The sequence below is a fragment of the Desulfocastanea catecholica genome, from assembly GCF_054657295.1.
This window is the reverse complement of the sequence record NZ_BAAHYZ010000005.1, coordinates 219,155-235,014: the sequence shown is the minus strand read 5'-3', so window position 1 is coordinate 235,014 and position 15,860 is coordinate 219,155. Positions and strand designations below refer to the sequence as shown.

Annotated in this window: 15 protein-coding genes; 10 read left to right on the top strand and 5 right to left on the bottom strand. The window is 53.8% G+C overall.

What is annotated here, in order from left to right:
* The 5 genes from ACYQ8U_RS06985 to ACYQ8U_RS06965 form a co-directional block, all read right to left on the bottom strand.
* Positions 1-2,692, bottom strand: a 2,692-nt coding sequence (locus tag ACYQ8U_RS06985) for a chemotaxis protein CheB (protein WP_459944811.1), incomplete at its 3' end; no start/stop codon positions are given.
* Positions 2,693-2,838: 146 nt separating this feature from the next.
* The gene (locus tag ACYQ8U_RS06980) at positions 2,839-3,396 is read right to left on the bottom strand and encodes an ATP-binding protein (RefSeq protein WP_459944810.1); all 558 of its coding nucleotides are present in this window, start codon (positions 3,394-3,396) and stop codon (positions 2,839-2,841) included.
* 180 nt (positions 3,397-3,576) lie between these two features.
* Entirely contained in the window at positions 3,577-5,214 is a 1,638-nt protein-coding gene (locus tag ACYQ8U_RS06975) for a response regulator (RefSeq protein WP_459944809.1), read from the bottom strand.
* A 12-nt stretch (positions 5,215-5,226) separates the two neighbouring features.
* Entirely contained in the window at positions 5,227-5,997 is a 771-nt protein-coding gene (locus ACYQ8U_RS06970; RefSeq protein WP_459944808.1) for a sensor histidine kinase, read from the bottom strand.
* A gap of 228 nt (positions 5,998-6,225) precedes the next feature.
* Positions 6,226-6,828 carry a response regulator gene (locus ACYQ8U_RS06965; protein ID WP_459944807.1) on the bottom strand — a complete coding sequence of 201 codons (603 nt, stop codon included), beginning with the start codon at positions 6,826-6,828 and terminating at the stop codon, positions 6,226-6,228.
* A 331-nt stretch (positions 6,829-7,159) separates the two neighbouring features.
* On the opposite strand from ACYQ8U_RS06965, the gene ACYQ8U_RS06960 reads away from it, so the two are divergent.
* The 10 genes from ACYQ8U_RS06960 to ACYQ8U_RS06915 all read left to right on the top strand — a co-directional run bounded on the left by ACYQ8U_RS06960 (position 7,160) and on the right by ACYQ8U_RS06915 (position 15,748).
* Positions 7,160-8,611 carry a sigma-54-dependent transcriptional regulator gene (locus tag ACYQ8U_RS06960; protein ID WP_459944806.1) on the top strand — a complete coding sequence of 484 codons (1,452 nt, stop codon included), beginning with the start codon at positions 7,160-7,162 and terminating at the stop codon, positions 8,609-8,611.
* Positions 8,612-8,828: 217 nt separating this feature from the next.
* Positions 8,829-10,286 (top strand): F0F1 ATP synthase subunit beta, encoded by a 1,458-nt coding sequence (atpD, locus tag ACYQ8U_RS06955; RefSeq protein WP_459944805.1) that lies wholly within the window; start codon positions 8,829-8,831, stop codon positions 10,284-10,286.
* Positions 10,277-10,672, top strand: a complete 396-nt coding sequence (locus tag ACYQ8U_RS06950) for a F0F1 ATP synthase subunit epsilon (protein ID WP_459944804.1) — start codon at positions 10,277-10,279, stop codon at positions 10,670-10,672. The genes atpD and ACYQ8U_RS06950 overlap by 10 nt, the downstream gene beginning before the upstream one ends.
* Positions 10,665-11,066 (top strand): AtpZ/AtpI family protein, encoded by a 402-nt coding sequence (locus ACYQ8U_RS06945; protein WP_459944803.1) that lies wholly within the window; start codon positions 10,665-10,667, stop codon positions 11,064-11,066. Before ACYQ8U_RS06950 ends, ACYQ8U_RS06945 begins: the two co-directional genes overlap by 8 nt.
* Before the next feature lie 64 nt (positions 11,067-11,130).
* Positions 11,131-11,421: an N-ATPase subunit AtpR gene (locus ACYQ8U_RS06940; protein WP_459944802.1), complete on the top strand. Its 291-nt coding sequence runs from the start codon at positions 11,131-11,133 to the stop codon at positions 11,419-11,421.
* Positions 11,422-11,451: 30 nt separating this feature from the next.
* Positions 11,452-12,171: a F0F1 ATP synthase subunit A gene (locus ACYQ8U_RS06935; protein ID WP_459944801.1), complete on the top strand. Its 720-nt coding sequence runs from the start codon at positions 11,452-11,454 to the stop codon at positions 12,169-12,171.
* Positions 12,164-12,442 (top strand): F0F1 ATP synthase subunit C, encoded by a 279-nt coding sequence (locus tag ACYQ8U_RS06930; RefSeq protein ID WP_459944800.1) that lies wholly within the window; start codon positions 12,164-12,166, stop codon positions 12,440-12,442. The genes ACYQ8U_RS06935 and ACYQ8U_RS06930 overlap by 8 nt, the downstream gene beginning before the upstream one ends.
* A gap of 2 nt (positions 12,443-12,444) precedes the next feature.
* Complete coding sequence (locus tag ACYQ8U_RS06925) at positions 12,445-13,257, top strand: F0F1 ATP synthase subunit B family protein (RefSeq protein WP_459944799.1); 813 nt, start codon at positions 12,445-12,447, stop codon at positions 13,255-13,257.
* A 3-nt stretch (positions 13,258-13,260) separates the two neighbouring features.
* Positions 13,261-14,847, top strand: coding sequence for an alternate F1F0 ATPase, F1 subunit alpha (locus ACYQ8U_RS06920; RefSeq protein ID WP_459944798.1), 1,587 nt, complete (start codon positions 13,261-13,263; stop codon positions 14,845-14,847).
* Positions 14,848-14,854: 7 nt separating this feature from the next.
* Positions 14,855-15,748 (top strand): F0F1 ATP synthase subunit gamma, encoded by an 894-nt coding sequence (locus tag ACYQ8U_RS06915; protein ID WP_459944797.1) that lies wholly within the window; start codon positions 14,855-14,857, stop codon positions 15,746-15,748.
* Positions 15,749-15,860: the final 112 nt, after the last annotated feature.

Sequence of the window (15,860 nt, the reverse complement as noted above, 5' to 3'; positions counted from 1 at the left end):
CATAGCTGAAGGTCTCCCCGGTGAGGACAAAGATGCCCACCGGTGTGTGTTCCACCAGCTCCTGCCACGAGGCTTCACTCTCAGCCAGGGCTTCGACCATTTTCTGGAATTCCGTCACATTTTCAAAGGTGACGACAACGCCTTCGATGACATTGCTCACGGTTCGAAAAGGCCTGACCCGCATGCGATACTGCTGTCCCCGGTTATCGACAACCAGCGACTCATACTTCTCCAGATCGCGCAGCACCTGGGTGGCGTGTTTTTTTATGTCCACATCTTTCAGGGTTGTGGCAAAATGCTCGATGGATCGGCCGATATCCGAGGGAGTCAAATGAAAGAAACTGGCAATCAGCGGGGTGAATCGCCTGATGTTCAGATCGATATCGAGAAAAATCGTCGCAATGTCGGTTGCGTCGAGCAGGTTCTTGATGTCGTCGTTGGCCGCAACAAGTTCGTCTATCCGGCCCTGCAGTTCGGCGTTGACCGTCGATGCTTCCTCGTTCAATGATTGCAGTTCCTCCTTGGATGTCTCCAGCTCTTCATTGGTGCTCTGCAGCTCCTCGTTGGCCGACTGCAGTTCTTCGTTGGTCGACTTCAGTTCCTCGTTCGAGGTCTCCAGCTCCTCGATGGTCGTCTGTAAATTTTCTCTGGTATAGCGCAGTTCATCTTCGAGCCTTTTGGTATCCTCGACTGTCGCATCCAGGTTTTTCTCTGCGATGTACCCTTTTGACCGGTGGGTGATTTTTTTTTCTTTTTCGTGGGGCGTTTCGTCAAAGATGATCAACATCAAACCGCGGTGGCCACTTTGCATATCCGGTAACGGCCTGACGATCAGGTTGATATCCTGGGAATCGCTGTTATTCTGCACCCGGAGGTTTTTGATGGAAATGTCCGCACGTTCCGTGGACATCTTGCGAATGGCGTGGGTCAGTCCGGCCTTCAGGCCCGGTCGCGCCATCTGTAAAATATTGCTGCTGGCTTCGCCTTCGGCCGGTTCCAGGAAGCGACCGGTCCGTCCATGGGCATAAATCAAATCCGCCTTGTCGTCGACGACCACACAGACCGGCAGGTCGCATTGCGAAAGGATCGCTTTTAACAAGCGGATGGTTGCGACATCCCTGGACGTCCTGGCCGCCATGGCAGTGTCTTCGATCGGCGCCCGCTCGGCAGGTTGGGGTGTTGCTAATGTGATCAGCGAGGTGGTGCCATCGTGGTTGGTGCGCCTCTCGAATATCTTCCATTTTTTATCGAGCAGGGTGAACAGGTCTGTTGACCGGCCAATGTTTTCCGAGGTGCCGAGTAAGAGAATGCCGCCTGGCTTGAGACTGTAGTGAAAGGTCGGCAGTAATTTTTCCTGGAGTTCCGGCCCGAAGTAAATGAGCAGGTTGCGGCAGCTCAACATATCCAGTTTGGTGAACGGCGGATCCTTGATGACGTCCTGTTCGGCAAACACGGCCATGCCGCGAATATTTTTCTTGATCTGGTAGTGACCGTTGACCTTGTTAAAAAACCTTTCAAGGCGTTCCGGGCTGACATCAATGGCGATGGAATCGGGGTAGATGCCCGCCCGTGCCACACGGATGGCCTCTTCGTCGAGATCGGTGCCAAAAAGCTGGACATTGATATTCCGGCCGAGATTTTCCAGGCATTCCTTGACAACGATGGCCAGGGAATAGACCTCCTCACCGCTGCTGCAGCCGGGTACCCAGATGCGAAAATCATAGCCGTCCGGTTTGCTCTGCAGCAGCTTGAGTAAATATTTTTCTTTCAGTAATCGAAAGGTTTCGCCGTCCCGGAAGAAACTGGTAACCCCGATGAGCAGTTCCTTGAACAAGATGAACACTTCCCGTTCCGACTCCTGCAGATAGCTGACATACTGATCAATGGTGTCGATCTGGTGCACATACATCCGCCTTTCGATGCGCCGGCAGATGGTGTTTTTTTTGTACTGCGAAAAATCATGGCCGGTCACGGAACGAATAAGGACAAAGATTTTCTGCAGCGCGTGATTTATTTTGTCTTCTTCGATGTGCCCCATCGTTTTTTCTACTTTATTGGCATGGCGGAGAAAGTGCAGCAATTGCTCGGGCATTTTTTCCGGCGGGAGGATGTGGTCGGCCAGCCCGGTAGCCGCGGCATTGGTCGGCATACCGTCAAATTTCGCCGAGTCCTTGTCCTGGACGATTATCAGTCCACCATTGGCCTTGATGGCTTTGATGCCCAGGGTACCGTCGGTGCCGGTGCCGGAAAGAATGATGCCGACTGCCTTATTGCCCTGATCCTCGGCCAGCGAACGAAAGAAGGTATCAATCGGCCGGTGCAGACCCTCCGCCTGTTTTCTGTCCAGCAATTGCAGGCTGCCATGTAAGATGGCCAGTTCCTTGTCCGGTGGGATAACGTAAATCCGGTTGGCGGCAACGCGCATGTTGTCGGCAATCTGGTGGACCGGCATCTTGGTCTTGTTCTGAATAAGCTCCGGCAGCATGCTGATATGCTTTGGATCAAGATGGGAAACCAGGACGAAAGCCAGACCTGAATCCTCGGGCATGGCGGTAAAAAATTGTGTCAGGGCCTCAAGTCCGCCGGCGGAAGAACCAATGCCGACCACCCCGGCCAGCGGCAAGGCTTTGCTCTGCCTGATGCATGTATGCTGATGCTTCGCTGCAGCGGTGGCTTGTTTTTCGTCGGCCATATCTGTTCCTTTTGCTCTCCAAGGTACTTATCCCGGCTAGTAGTATAATACTGTATTGCGCCCGGATAGACAATCACTGAGCATGGCCGACAGGCATCTTTGTCTTCTCGCCTGGAGATGTCGCGATGGAAAATGAATGGGCAGGATCAAACCGGGCTGCGTAACAGGCGGACATTAACCTGGTATCGTGTACCAAATCCTAACCTGTTCTCCACGCGGATATCACCGCCGAGAATGGTGGCGATCACCCCGGCATAATAAAGATTGGCCGAACGCGACGAAAAACTATCCCGGGCCGTTTGCCTTGCCTGTCCCGGGGATGGCCGGAAAAGATCTTTTTCTTTGGCTGGCGGCATGCCTTTGCCGGGAGAGGTTAGGTTGAAGTGGATTGCGTAGCGGCGACCGGTGAGCTGCTCCGGTTCTATTTCCAGAAAGACCCCGCCGGCGCCGAGGTAGAGCAGGCTGTTTCTCGCCGTTGCGAAAAAGAGGTGCCTGGTGAGCAGGGGATTGCCGAAGAAATATCGTGGTATTGCATCGGAGATTTTCGTTCTCAGCTGCAGATTTCTATCGGCCAGAACCTGTTTGTACCAGCTGCAGAAATTCTGAATGAGTGCAAGAAGATCAAACTGCTGTCTGGTCACACCAGCATCCACCGCTGGTGCAGGAGCCGGGTTTGTTTTTTCTCTTTCACTATATATCTGCACGTAAGTCATCTCCGTGGTTGTCATCGGAAAACTAAAGACACTGAATAGCTCCCGAGTCGGTGGACGATTATGACAAACTCCTTTGTGCCTGATACTATCATCGCAGACTTGATGATATTTGCAAAGGTCATATGTTTGGGTGCGAAATGGTTACGAGAAATACCTATTGTGCGCTGGGGATTACTCCTCGACCATGGCGCTGAGGAAGGTCTGCAGGTTGACGGATTTGTTTCTGATGCCGAGTTTTTTGCGGATCTTTTTGCGGTGGACATTGATCGTATCCGGGGCGAGGCAGAGGATATCGGCTATTTCTTTGGTCGGTTTTCCCTGCCTGACATGGGTGGCCACCTGTATCTCCATCGGCGTCAGACCGGCATACTGACTGGTAAGTTTTGTCACAAAGGAAGAGGTGATGTCGCGCAGGTTATCTTCGATTTCCGCAAGGATCTGCGCCTGATCCCCGTTGAGTGGGGTCCGGTGCAGTCTTTTGACCAGGGGTTCTATGAGCTTGTGCACATTTTCACTGAGTCGTTGTTCTACCTCCTCTTTATCCTGCTGCCGTTTTTTCAGCAGGACGGTCAATGCGGCGTTGGTTTCCGTCAGCTCTTCGTTATGTCTGGCCAGTTCTGCTGTTTTTTTGGCAACATTCTGCTCCAGCAGCTGTTTATCACGAATAAAATTCTGCTGCAGTGCTTTAGGGCCGGCGATGTCACTGAGCAGGCCGATCAAGCGCAGCGGGACACCGTTGCCATCCCGCTCCACCACCATGCCTCGAGAGTGAAACCACATCCAGCTGCCGTCGGCTTTTTGCAGACGCCACTCATGGTCATAGTCATCCCTCAGCCCGTCGACACAGTCCTGGATGGCGTTCAATGCCGATATCCTGTCGTCCGGATGGAGGAGTTCCAGGGGACTTTTGCCCATTTCCTGCAAGGCGCCCGGCGCATAGCCAAGCAGTTTGTTCCAGTTATCGCAATAATAAATATTTCCGCTGGTGAGATCACAGTCCATAAAACCATTGGAGGACAGTGAGTGCACCATGCGCAGCCGTTCCTCACTCTGCTGCAGGTCGATGTTGTCATGGAGCATATCCGTGACATCTTTCATGACCATTGCCGCCGATGTCACGGATGTTGCATCCTCTTTGATCACCGGATAATAGGAGACGACCATGCTGCGAACGCCGCGGCCGGCCAGTTTGAAGAGATCCAGATGCTGTGCGGTGGTACCGGAAAAACAGCGAACGAGCCATGGGTTGATTTTTGTGTCGAACAGCTCACGACCGACAACATCGGCCATGGAGCAGCCGGGCAGCTCGTCGCCGCTTTTGTCGTAGGCGTCGAGATAGGCCCGGTTTGCCGCCAGGTAGGTGCCGTTTTCATCGACCAGGGCAATGAGGTCCTCGGTCGTCGACAAAATTTTATCACTGATCTTTATTTTCTTGAACAAATCCTGCCGCTCGAATGTTTTGTCGATGCGCAGTAACAGCTCTTCAATATCGCAGGGTTTGAGTAAAAAATCATCTGCCCCAGCCCGCAGAGCTTCGATGACGGCGCCTATTTCGCCATAGGCGGTAATGATAATGACATACATCTCCGGGCTGTGCGTCTTGACATTTTTCAGCAGTTCCAAACCGTTCAAGCCGGGCATGACAAGATCGGTTAAGAGAAGATCGAATTGTTTGTGCGACAGAAAGGACTGTGCTTCCTGGTAGCTGGAAGCCAGGGTGACATCGTAATATTCCTGCAGCTCTCGCTTGAACGACAGCCTGATGACCTCTTCATCGTCTACCAGGAGTATTTTCTTGTATTTTTGCATCAGGCGTTTTTTTCAGGGAGCAGAATTTTCCGTGATACCGGTGTGGTCACTGTTACTTATGGGCAGGGTGATTTTGAAAATCGATCCTTTTTCACGGTCGACAGCTGTCTCGATGGAGCCGCCATGCATGGTTATGATCGCATAACTTTTGGCAAGCCCCAGGCATCCTGTCCATTTCTTCGGGTCTCTGGTATTACATGGTTCAAAGAGATGTGAGATAGCGGCGGGGTCGATGCCGCAGCCGTTATCGGTTATCTGCACAACCACCCTGTCCCTGTCAAAAGCGGTGGAAAACCGGATTGTGCCATCGTGGCCGCAGGCCTCGATACCATGATCGAGCAGGCTTTGAAACACGGTCCTGAGCTGCTCGGCAGCCGCATGAATTCTCGGCATATCGTCAGCAAATTCCGTGGCAATGACAATGCCTTTGCCGGCAAGCTGCGCCCTGTTGCCGGCAATGATCTGTTCAAGTTCCAGCCGCACGTCAAACAGGTCTGTTTTGCCGCGAATCGGCTGGTAGAATTCCCGCAGCTCCCTGACCATCTTGTTGAGTTTAATGGCCTCCCCGTAGGCAAGATCCATCAGCGCCATGTCTTGCGGATCAATATAACCGCGCCGGTGAATGCCGCCCAGCACATTGGTTATTGCCTGCAGCGGATCGTTGAACTGCTGGACGATAGCAGCCGAGACCCGGCCGACCGCGGCGAGTTTTTCACTGTGAAAAAGCAGGCGCTGGAGTTGTTGTGAATCAAGGGCGTCTGTACCCTCTTGTGCTTCTTTCATTGATTCCCTCATGCCGAGAATTCCTTGAGGCAACACCTGTAATCTGACCTGTCTTTTCGACCTGGTGCAGAAGGGAAAAGACACCGATCTGCGTGACATTAAGGGCATAGGTCGAGTAGCAAATCAATTTGTATAATTGATTTGCACAACATTTGGAACCATTTTTACCAAAAGCCAGGAGAAGAACTGTGCCGCACCAGGGCGCACGGGGAATAACCGCAAAAATTGCTAATTATTCTTGATATCCTCGCGGCAGTCAGGGCATATGGGCCTGATCACCTTTCTGCTTGCCGCCTGATGGATATATTCTTCCAGGGTCATCCAGTGTTTGTCCTCATGGAGAATTTTCTTACAGCCAAGACAAATGGGCAGAAGGCTTTCCAGATGTTCTATTTTCTCCAGGGCGAGAACGAGATCGCTGAGAATATCATACTTTTCCTGGAGCACTCTCTTGCGGCCAATGGCATAGTGTATCGATTTAAAGAGCAGGGCGGAGGAAAGAAGGTTTTTCTCCAGATAATCCTCGGCGCCATAGCGCACCGCCTGCCGGGCTATGGCATCATTTTCCGCATCGGCAAGGACGAGAATCGCCGTCTCTGCATATTCCGTGATGATCCTGCGGGCGGTATCCAGCCCCGAGGAATCCGGCAGACCAAGATCAAGCAGGACAACGTCAAAATCATGATCGGCGAGGAGAGACAGCGCCGCCCTTAGGGAATCTGCTTCCATCAAGTCGTACTGAAAGAGAGGCTTTTCGGCGAGATACTCTTTTATAAGTGCGACATCAAGCGGGTTGTCCTCAACTAAGAGCAGCAGATTTTTGTTCATCATTCTTTCCTTGCATCGAATTGATCAGTGCCGTACCGACGAGACTTTTTAGATCTAACTTGCAAAAAACATACCCAGTGGCAGGCGGGGCTGGATATGTCATTTTCTAATGAAATGGCGATGTTATTGTGACCCCGGCTGTTCAGTATCAAAAATGTGATACATCAATGCGCTGGGTAAACGGTGCTGCATGGCAAAATTAGTGAATTATTCCTCTATTTAGTGTTTACTGCATGGAGTGACACCTTTTAATTCGTCAACGGCACGAGAATGTTATACAGGCTTACTCCCCGATTCCCGGGGTGAGCAGTCAATGTTGTCTGGAAGGGTACCTATGCCGGATCTTGATCCCACTGTCCTGATAATTGACAATGACCGTAACGTATTCGATATACTGCTGAAATGCACGGATAAAGGCGACGTTCGCCTGAGCTATGCTTCCAGCCTCAAGGAAGGACTGCAAAAAAATCAAGGAGAGTGTTTCCAGCTCATCCTGATGCGCGACTCCCTGCCTGACGGCGATGCCTGCTATGCCCTGCAGGATTTCCAATGTGACAGCAACTCGCCGGAGATTGTCATTTTATCTACCCGGGGCGATTCGGACCAGGCGGAAATCGCCTTGAAAAGCGGTGCCTGGGATTATGTCATCGACATTGAACCGGAAAAATCCCTGCCGCAAGTCATCCGGCGTGCACTGCGCTATCGCCACAGCAAACAGGATACAGCGCGGCTCTTGTCAAAAGACATTGGTGTTCAGGCAAAACACCACGGCATAATCGGCCGGAGCAAGCTGACCCAGAAATGCATCAATTTTGCGGCACAGATCGCCCAGACCGATGCAAACGTCCTCATCAGCGGAGAAACAGGCACCGGCAAGGAACTTTTTGCCACCATTATTCACCATCTGAGCGCTCGTGCCTCGAGAAATCTAACCATTGTCGATTGTGCCGCCCTGCCGTCGACCCTGGTGGAAAGTATCCTTTTCGGCCATGTCAGAGGCTCTTTCACCGGCGCAGATAAAGCCCAGCCGGGTATTATCAAGCAGTCCGACGGCGGCACGCTTTTTCTCGATGAGGTTGCCGAGATGCCGCCTGAAATCCAGAAAAAATTCCTGCGCGTCATCCAGGAAAGAAAGTATCTTCCCGTCGGCGGCACCGTCGAAACAAACAGCGATTTCCGGCTTATCGCAGCGACCAATAAAGATCTGTACGCCATGGTTGAGCAGGGCACCTTTCGCCAGGACCTGCTCTTTCGCCTGAAGACCTTTCATCTTGAGCTGCCCCCCCTGCGCCTGCGGACTGCCGATATCACCGAACTCGTCTATTATTATCGGGATGAGTACTGCAAGCGCAATAGGGTAAAAAAGAAAAGGCTCTCTCCCGACTATGTCATGTTCCTCAGCCAATACTCCTGGCCGGGCAACGTTCGTGAGTTATTCCAAGCCATTGAATGTTCGATAACCAATGCTGGGGACAGTGCCATTCTCTATTCAAAGCATCTGCCTTTACGCATTAGAATCGAGATCACCAAAAACAAAATAAAAGAAATGGACACGGCGACTGCCGGGTTGCGACATGACCGGGATGACCCGACGCACCTGGAAATCGAGGACATGCCGACGCTGAAAGGGGCACGAGATCAGGCGATCGCAGACCAGGAAGAAAAATATCTGCACCGACTGCTGACCCTGACAGAGGGAAATATCCAGAAATGCTGCGCAATCTCCGGTCTGTCCCGCTCAAGGCTGTACGATCTGCTGAAGAAATATCATCTTTCCAGCAAATAATCGGCAGGCAGGGGTTCTCCTGTTTGAATGGACAAATCCTGTCTCTCAGGACAGATTCCCACCATAGGCGAATCCTTTTATTTTCCTGAACCGTTCATCGGAAAATCGACAAGACCGTTTAGCTTCCGAGCCGTAAAACTTCACCATGACCGTCGTTGCGGCCACCAGCCGCCGGAACCGACACTTTTGCTGGTCTGTAATTTGCAATGTCTTTTTTATGAAAAACAGCCATCGGGGACGTATCGTCCGTGTCAGAGGCAGTGTTGTCGATGTTTTTTTTGTTGATAAACTGCCGCCGCTGCAGGCGGAGCTGCATGTCGCTCTGCCCGGCAGGCGGATATGCATTATGGAGGTGATGGCCCACCTGAGCCGACAGGATCTCCGAGCCGTTGCCCTGACACCGAGCAGAGGGCTGGCCAGGGGCATGGCGGTGACCGATACCGGCCATCCGCTGCAGATCCCCGTTGGCGAAAAGCTTGTCGGTCGGATGCTTGATGTGTTTGGCCATCCTCTGGATAAAAAAGGACCGCTCGAATTCGTCGAACAGAGGCCGTTGCTGCGTCATCCCTTGCCTCTCGACCGCCGCACCGCCGAATCGGGACTGTTTTTTACCGGTATCAAGGCGATCGACGTCCTTGCACCACTGGAGAGGGGCGGCAAGGCTGGTCTGTTTGGCGGCGCCGGCGTCGGTAAAACGGTACTTATCACCGAGGTGATCAACAACACCGCCCGTCTCCATGAAGGAGTGAGCCTTTTCTGCGGCATAGGCGAGCGGTGCCGGGAGGCGGAAGAGCTGTACCGGGAAATTCACGATGCCGGAGGAGATAACAAAACGGTCATGGTCTTCGGCCAGATGAACGAGCCGCCGGGCGCCCGCTTCCGTGTCGGCCATGCGGCCCTGACCATAGCCGAATATTTTCGCGATACCGTCGGCAAGGACGTGCTGCTGCTGATCGACAATATTTTTCGTTTCATCCAGGCCGGCTCGGAGGTTTCCGGACTGTTGGGCCGGTTACCATCCCGGGTGGGATATCAGCCGACCATGGCCACCGAGCTTGCCGAACTGGAGGAGCGTATCAGCAACAGCGCCAGGGGATCGATCACTTCGCTGCAGGCGGTCTATGTCCCGGCCGACGATTTCACCGACCCCTCGGCGGTGCATATTTTTTCGCATTTATCCGCCTCTATAGTTTTATCGAGAAAACGGGCCGGCGAAGGGTTGTATCCGGCCATCGATCCGCTGCAGTCCGGTTCGAAAATGCTCATGGCCGAATTTGTCGGACAACACCATTACGATCTGGCCCGGGAGATCAGAAAGACACTGGCCGGCTATGAAGAGTTGAAGGACATTATCGCCATGCTCGGCATGGAAGAACTGTCGCAGGAGGATCGGCAGGTGGTGAACCGGGCCAGACGTCTGGAACGGTTTTTGACCCAGCCATTTTTTACCACGGAGCAGTTTACCGGGCAGGAAGGTCGAAGTGTCTCGCTGGAGGACGCCCTGGATGGCTGTGAGCGTATTCTCCACGACGAGTTTGCCGATTGCTCCGAACGCGACCTGTATATGATCGGCACGGTGGATGAGGTGAAAAGGAAAAACAGCAAAGGTGCTGCAAAAAAAAGAGGCGCGGCGCAGGGAAAACCCGCCCGGAAAGGAGTCGAATCATGCGCTTGAAAGTTCTGCTGCCGGCGGAAATACTGGTTGACGAGCCGGTGAAAAAAGTCATCGCCGAGGCGGAAAACGGTTCTTTCTGCCTGCTGCCGCGACATATTGATTTTGTCGCCGCGCTGGTGCCGGGAATTCTCCAGTTCGTCGGTGGTGATGACCGGGAGGAATTTCTCGCCATTGATGAAGGGATCCTGGTCAAATGCGCCGAACAGGTGCTGGTTTCGGTACGTAATGGAATCAGAGGCGCATCCTTGGGTGATTTGCGCATGACGGTGGAACAGCGTTTTAAGAAACTTGATGAGCAGCAGAAAAAAAACCGGGCAACCATGGCCCGGCTGGAAGTCGGCTTTGTCCGGCAATTTATCCGGTTGGAAGAAAACAGCCATGGCTGATCGGCACAACAGCAGGCCAGACATGCAGCAGGCGCAACAGGCAGAGCAGGATCTCGAAACATTCAAGAAAGAGGTGAGAAAGAGGGAGAAAAGAAAATTGGCCATGCGGCAAGACGGCAAGGAATCGGTCTGGTTCGGTCTGGGCATGTTCGGTCTGATCGGCTGGTCGATCGCCATCCCGACACTGCTTGGCATTGCCTTCGGTATCTGGCTTGACAAGCACTGGCAGCAGGGACAGGTTTCCTGGACCCTGACCTTTCTCGTGATCGGCCTGTGCCTCGGCTGTGTCAATGCCTGGTTCTGGATGGTCAGAGAGCGTGAAGCCCTCACTAAAAAGGATGAAAACAACCCTGAAGAAGATGGTCAGAAGACGGAACAACACAACCATTGGTAACCTGAGCAATGACAACATGACCCGGGAGTGACATAGAGTAACCGGTTACAACAAGGAGAGCTGGATGGATGATACTATTGTATTGACAGCGGTTTTTATCGGCGGCGTCCTGACCGGGATCACCAACTACCTTGGTTTGTGGTTGACGGTCAAAAAAGTTGCCGACAGCAGGCGGCCGACACTGCTCGTTTTGTCCAGTATGCTGCTGCGAATTGCCGCGTGTATGGCGGTCTTTTATCTGCTTATCGACTCGCGCTGGGAAAGACTGGTGCTGGTTTTGGCTGGATTTTATCTGGCCCGGATTCTGGCATGCAGACGATTCGGCGTTTCACCAGTCACATCTTTTTCTCGCTGAGACGAAGATTTTCAAAAGTTTCGAGGGCCTATGCATATCAGTCCGGACAATGTCGTTTATCTGCAATGGGGGGGCGTATCAATCAATGCCACCATTGTCTTTACCTGGGGCATTATGCTCCTGTTGAGTTTCGGTTCGTGGCTCGTTACCAGGCGTCTGTCGACCACGGAACAGCTGTCTCGCTGGCAGAATCTGCTGGAAGTGCTCGTTGACGGCATGCGTGAGCAGATTCATCAGGTCAGCCATCAGAACCCGGGTCAGTACCTGGAATTTATCGGCACGCTGTTTCTGTTTATCGCCTCGGCCAATATCCTGACCATCGTCCCCGGCTACCTGCCGCCGACCGGGTCCCTTTCCACCACCGCCGGCCTGGCTGCCTGCGTGTTTCTTGCCGTACCTCTGTATGGCGTCATGCATCAGGGGCTGATCGGTTATCTGCGACATTACCTGCAGCCGTCACTGTTTATGCTGCCGTTCACTATCATCGGGGAATTTTCCCGCACCGTTGCCCTGGCGGTGCGGCTCTTCGGCAATGTCATGAGCGGCCATATGATCGTCGCCATTCTCGTTTCTATCGTGCCGCTTATCTTCCCGATAATCATGCAGGTTTTCGGTCTTCTCACCGGGCTCATTCAGGCCTACATCTTTGCGGTCCTGGCCATTGTCTACATTGCCTCCTCGGCACGGTCATTGAAAGAGAAACAGCGTCCGAATCTACATAACGATATGGAGCAAGAACACTATGGATAACCTGACCCTTATCGGCATGGTATCGATTGCCATCTCCGGTATCACCATGGCCATCGGTTCCATCGCCCCGGCACTCGGCGAAGGCCGGGCGGTGGCCAGCGCCCTTGCCGCTCTGGCACAGCAGCCCGATGAATCAAACACCATCACCCGGACGCTCTTTGTCAGTCTGGCGATGATTGAATCAACAGCCATTTACTGCTTTGTCGTGTCGATGATTCTGCTGTTTGCCAATCCTTTCTGGGAGTATTTTCTTAACCAGACCGGTGGCTGATCATGCTTATTGACTGGTTCACGACGATCGCCCAGATAGGTAATTTTCTTCTCCTGGTCTTTCTGCTGAAACACTTTCTCTATGGTCCGATCATCAAGGCAATGGACAAGCGGGAACAGAGGATCGCTAAACGTTTGCAGGATGCCGAATCTTCCAGGCAGGAAGCGGAGGAGAAAAAGCGGCAATTCGAGGAAGAATCGGCACAGCTGCGGCAACAAAAGGAACTGGTCCTGGAGGAGGTAAAAAAGCAGGCAGAAAGCGAGTGGCAGCAGAGGCGACAGGAGATGGAACGTCACTTTGCCGCACTGGAAGAGCACTGGCAAGGCGATCTAGCGAAACAGCAGCAGACCTTTATCGACGAGCTGGCCCGCCGAACGGCGGAACAGGTGCTGTTGACAGCCAGCCGTGCCTTGCAGGATCTTGCTGGACAGGATCTGCAGGAGCGGATGATTGAGGTTTTTCTCAATCGGCTTAAAAATCTTGATAAAAAAAAGGTGCAGCGGCTGCAACATTCCCTGGCAAAAGAAAATCCGTCGGTGACCGTCACCGCTGTCTTCGAGCTGCAAAGTGGTGCAAAAGAGCAACTGACGCGGGCCTTGCACGAGGTATTCGACAGCCGAGTCGCAGTTCTCTATGCGCGCGACGAAGAGCTGTTGGCCGGGGTGAAACTGGACAGCGGCAATGATGTCGTGGCCTGGAATCTGCAGGAGTATATCGCCGGCCTGCGCAAGGAAATAGCTGGTGTCATGGCGGGGCACCAGCCCGCAGGGGACGATGACATGGCCGAAAAAATAACGGCAGGTACGTTTCGGTGATATATGAACGATACGAAGAGAGAAACCAAAGATACAGGACCAACGGTGGATCTCTCCGCTGTCGCCGCCCATATATTTTCCTCGCTGCACAAAGTGACCGAGACATATACGCCGCAGCTCGAAGTGCATGAGGTCGGCCGTGTTCTGGCCGTAGCCGGCGGGGTGGCCTCTGTCGGCGGTCTTTCCCGGGTACAGTCGGAGGAACTGCTGCAATTCCCGGATAATGTTTACGGTCTGGCCTTTAATCTTGACCCGGAGGAGATCGGTGTCGTCATGCTTGGTGACAGTGACCACATCAGTGCCGGTACCCGGGTGAGACGAACCGGCCGGGTCATAGACATTGCCGTGGGTGAAGAACTGCTCGGCCGGGTGATAAATGTCCTCGGTCAACCGCTGGATGGAAAAAATACTCCGCAAACATCAGCTCGTTACCATGTGGAGCGGGACGCCCCGGCCATCATGGATCGGGCGCCGGTCACCGTACCGCTGGAAACCGGCATCAAGGTCATTGACGCCCTGATTCCCGTCGGACGCGGCCAGCGGGAACTCATTCTCGGCGATCGCCAGACCGGCAAGACAGCCATCGCCCTTGATACCATTGTCAACCAGAAGGGCAAGGATGTCGTCTGTGTGTACTGCTCCATCGGCCGGCGCAGCTCCGCCACGGCGACGCTGACCAACGACCTGCGCGAAAAAGGCGCCCTGGAGCATACCGTCATTGTTGTCGCCGCCGGGGAGGAGCCGCCGGGAGTGCGTTATATCGCGCCCTATGCGGCAACCGCCATTGGCGAATATTTCATGGATCGAGGCCGGGATGTACTGGTCGTCTACGACGACCTGACCCAGCATGCCATTGCCTACCGTGAACTGTCCCTGCTGCTTCGGCGGCCGCCCGGCCGTGAGGCCTATCCCGGAGATATTTTTTATATTCACTCGCGTCTGCTCGAACGCTCAACCCATCTGCGTGCGGCCCTGGGTGGAGGTTCCCTGACCGCCCTGCCGATTATTGAAACCGAAGCGCAGAACGTCTCCGCCTATATCCCGACCAATCTGATTTCGATCACCGATGGCCAGATCTATCTGTCGCCGGATCTTTTTAAAAAAGGTGTCCTGCCGGCCGTCGATCCCGGCAGGTCGGTCTCCCGGGTGGGTGGGAAAACGCAGTTGCCGGCATATCAGGCGGTAGCCGGTAATCTGCGCCTGGCCTATGCACAGTTCGTCGAGCTGGAAAAATTTGCCCGGTTCAGTACCCGTCTCGATGCAGCGACGCAGAAGGATCTCGAGCGCGGCCGGCGGGTTCGGGAAATCCTTAAACAGCACCGTTACGCACCCCTGTCGGCGGCGCAGCAGGTTGCCTGTCTGCTGGCGGTCAACGCCGGAGTTTTTGACGACATCACGGTCAGTACGGTACGCGCTGCCGAGCAGAAAATCATTGCCGTCGTCGATGACCAACTGGCCGCTGTCCGTGATCGTATTCACCAGGGAGAAAAGCTTACCGCCGAGGAGCGCGAGAAAATTCTCGCCGTGGCCCGGCAGGCTGTTGCCGGGCAGGTAAAATCGTCAACCGATTCTGCAGATCAACAAGGATAAAAAAAACGTGCAGACCGCCGAACAACTGACCCGGCGTATCAGCAGCGCCACCGACCTGCTCGACATTGTCAGGACCATGAAGAGCCTGGCTGCAGTGAGCATCAACCGGTATGAGCGGGCGGGCAATTCGATCGATGAATACTACCGCACCGTACTCCTCGGACTGCAGGCGGTGCTGCAGGCCGGGCCGGCCGATATGCGCCGGCAGCAGGAGCGGCGGGCCGGAACCAGACGTCTGGGCGTCGTTGTCTTTGGTTCCGACCAGGGCATGTGCGGCGGTTTCAATGACAGGATCGGCCATTTTGCCGTCAGCAGGATCTCTCGGCTGCATGACAACCGGAGTCGGCCGCGCCTTCTCTGTGTCGGTGGCAGAGTGGCTGCATTTCTTGAAGCGGCAGGGCTCGTGGTCGAAGAAGTGTATGCGGTTCCCGGGTCGCTGGACGGCATTGTTCCCCAGTCGCAGAATATTCTGGCAGCTATTAATACCTGGCGGGAACAAGATCAGGTGAATACTGTTAAACTGTTCCATAACAGCAAGGCCAAAGGTGTTGCCGCTCAACCGGAAGAGATTCACCTGCTGCCGCTGGCCGATGAGTGGTATGGCGATATCGTTTCCCGTCCCTGGGAGTCCCGATCCCTTCCGGTGTACACCCTCGGGCGCAACCGGCTTTTTTCGTCCCTGCTTCGCCAGTATCTTTTTGTCTCCCTGTATCGTGCCTTTGCCCAATCGATGGCGACGGAGAATGGTGCTCGTCTCTCTTCCATGCAGGCGGCGGAAGAAAATATCGACGAACGGCTGGAAGATCTTTTCGCGGAGTACCGCCGGCAACGACAGTCGTCGATCACCTCGGAGCTGCTTGACATTGTTTCCGGCTTTGAAGCCTTGTCTACCGAAAGGTGATGGGCCGTTAAATTTTTTTTCACCTGGCGTTTACATCAGGCAATTGTTTTGTTGCCCCTGGCAATAGTCACAGTGAAGAAAAAAACAGGCATGGAAATTGAATTTGAAAACA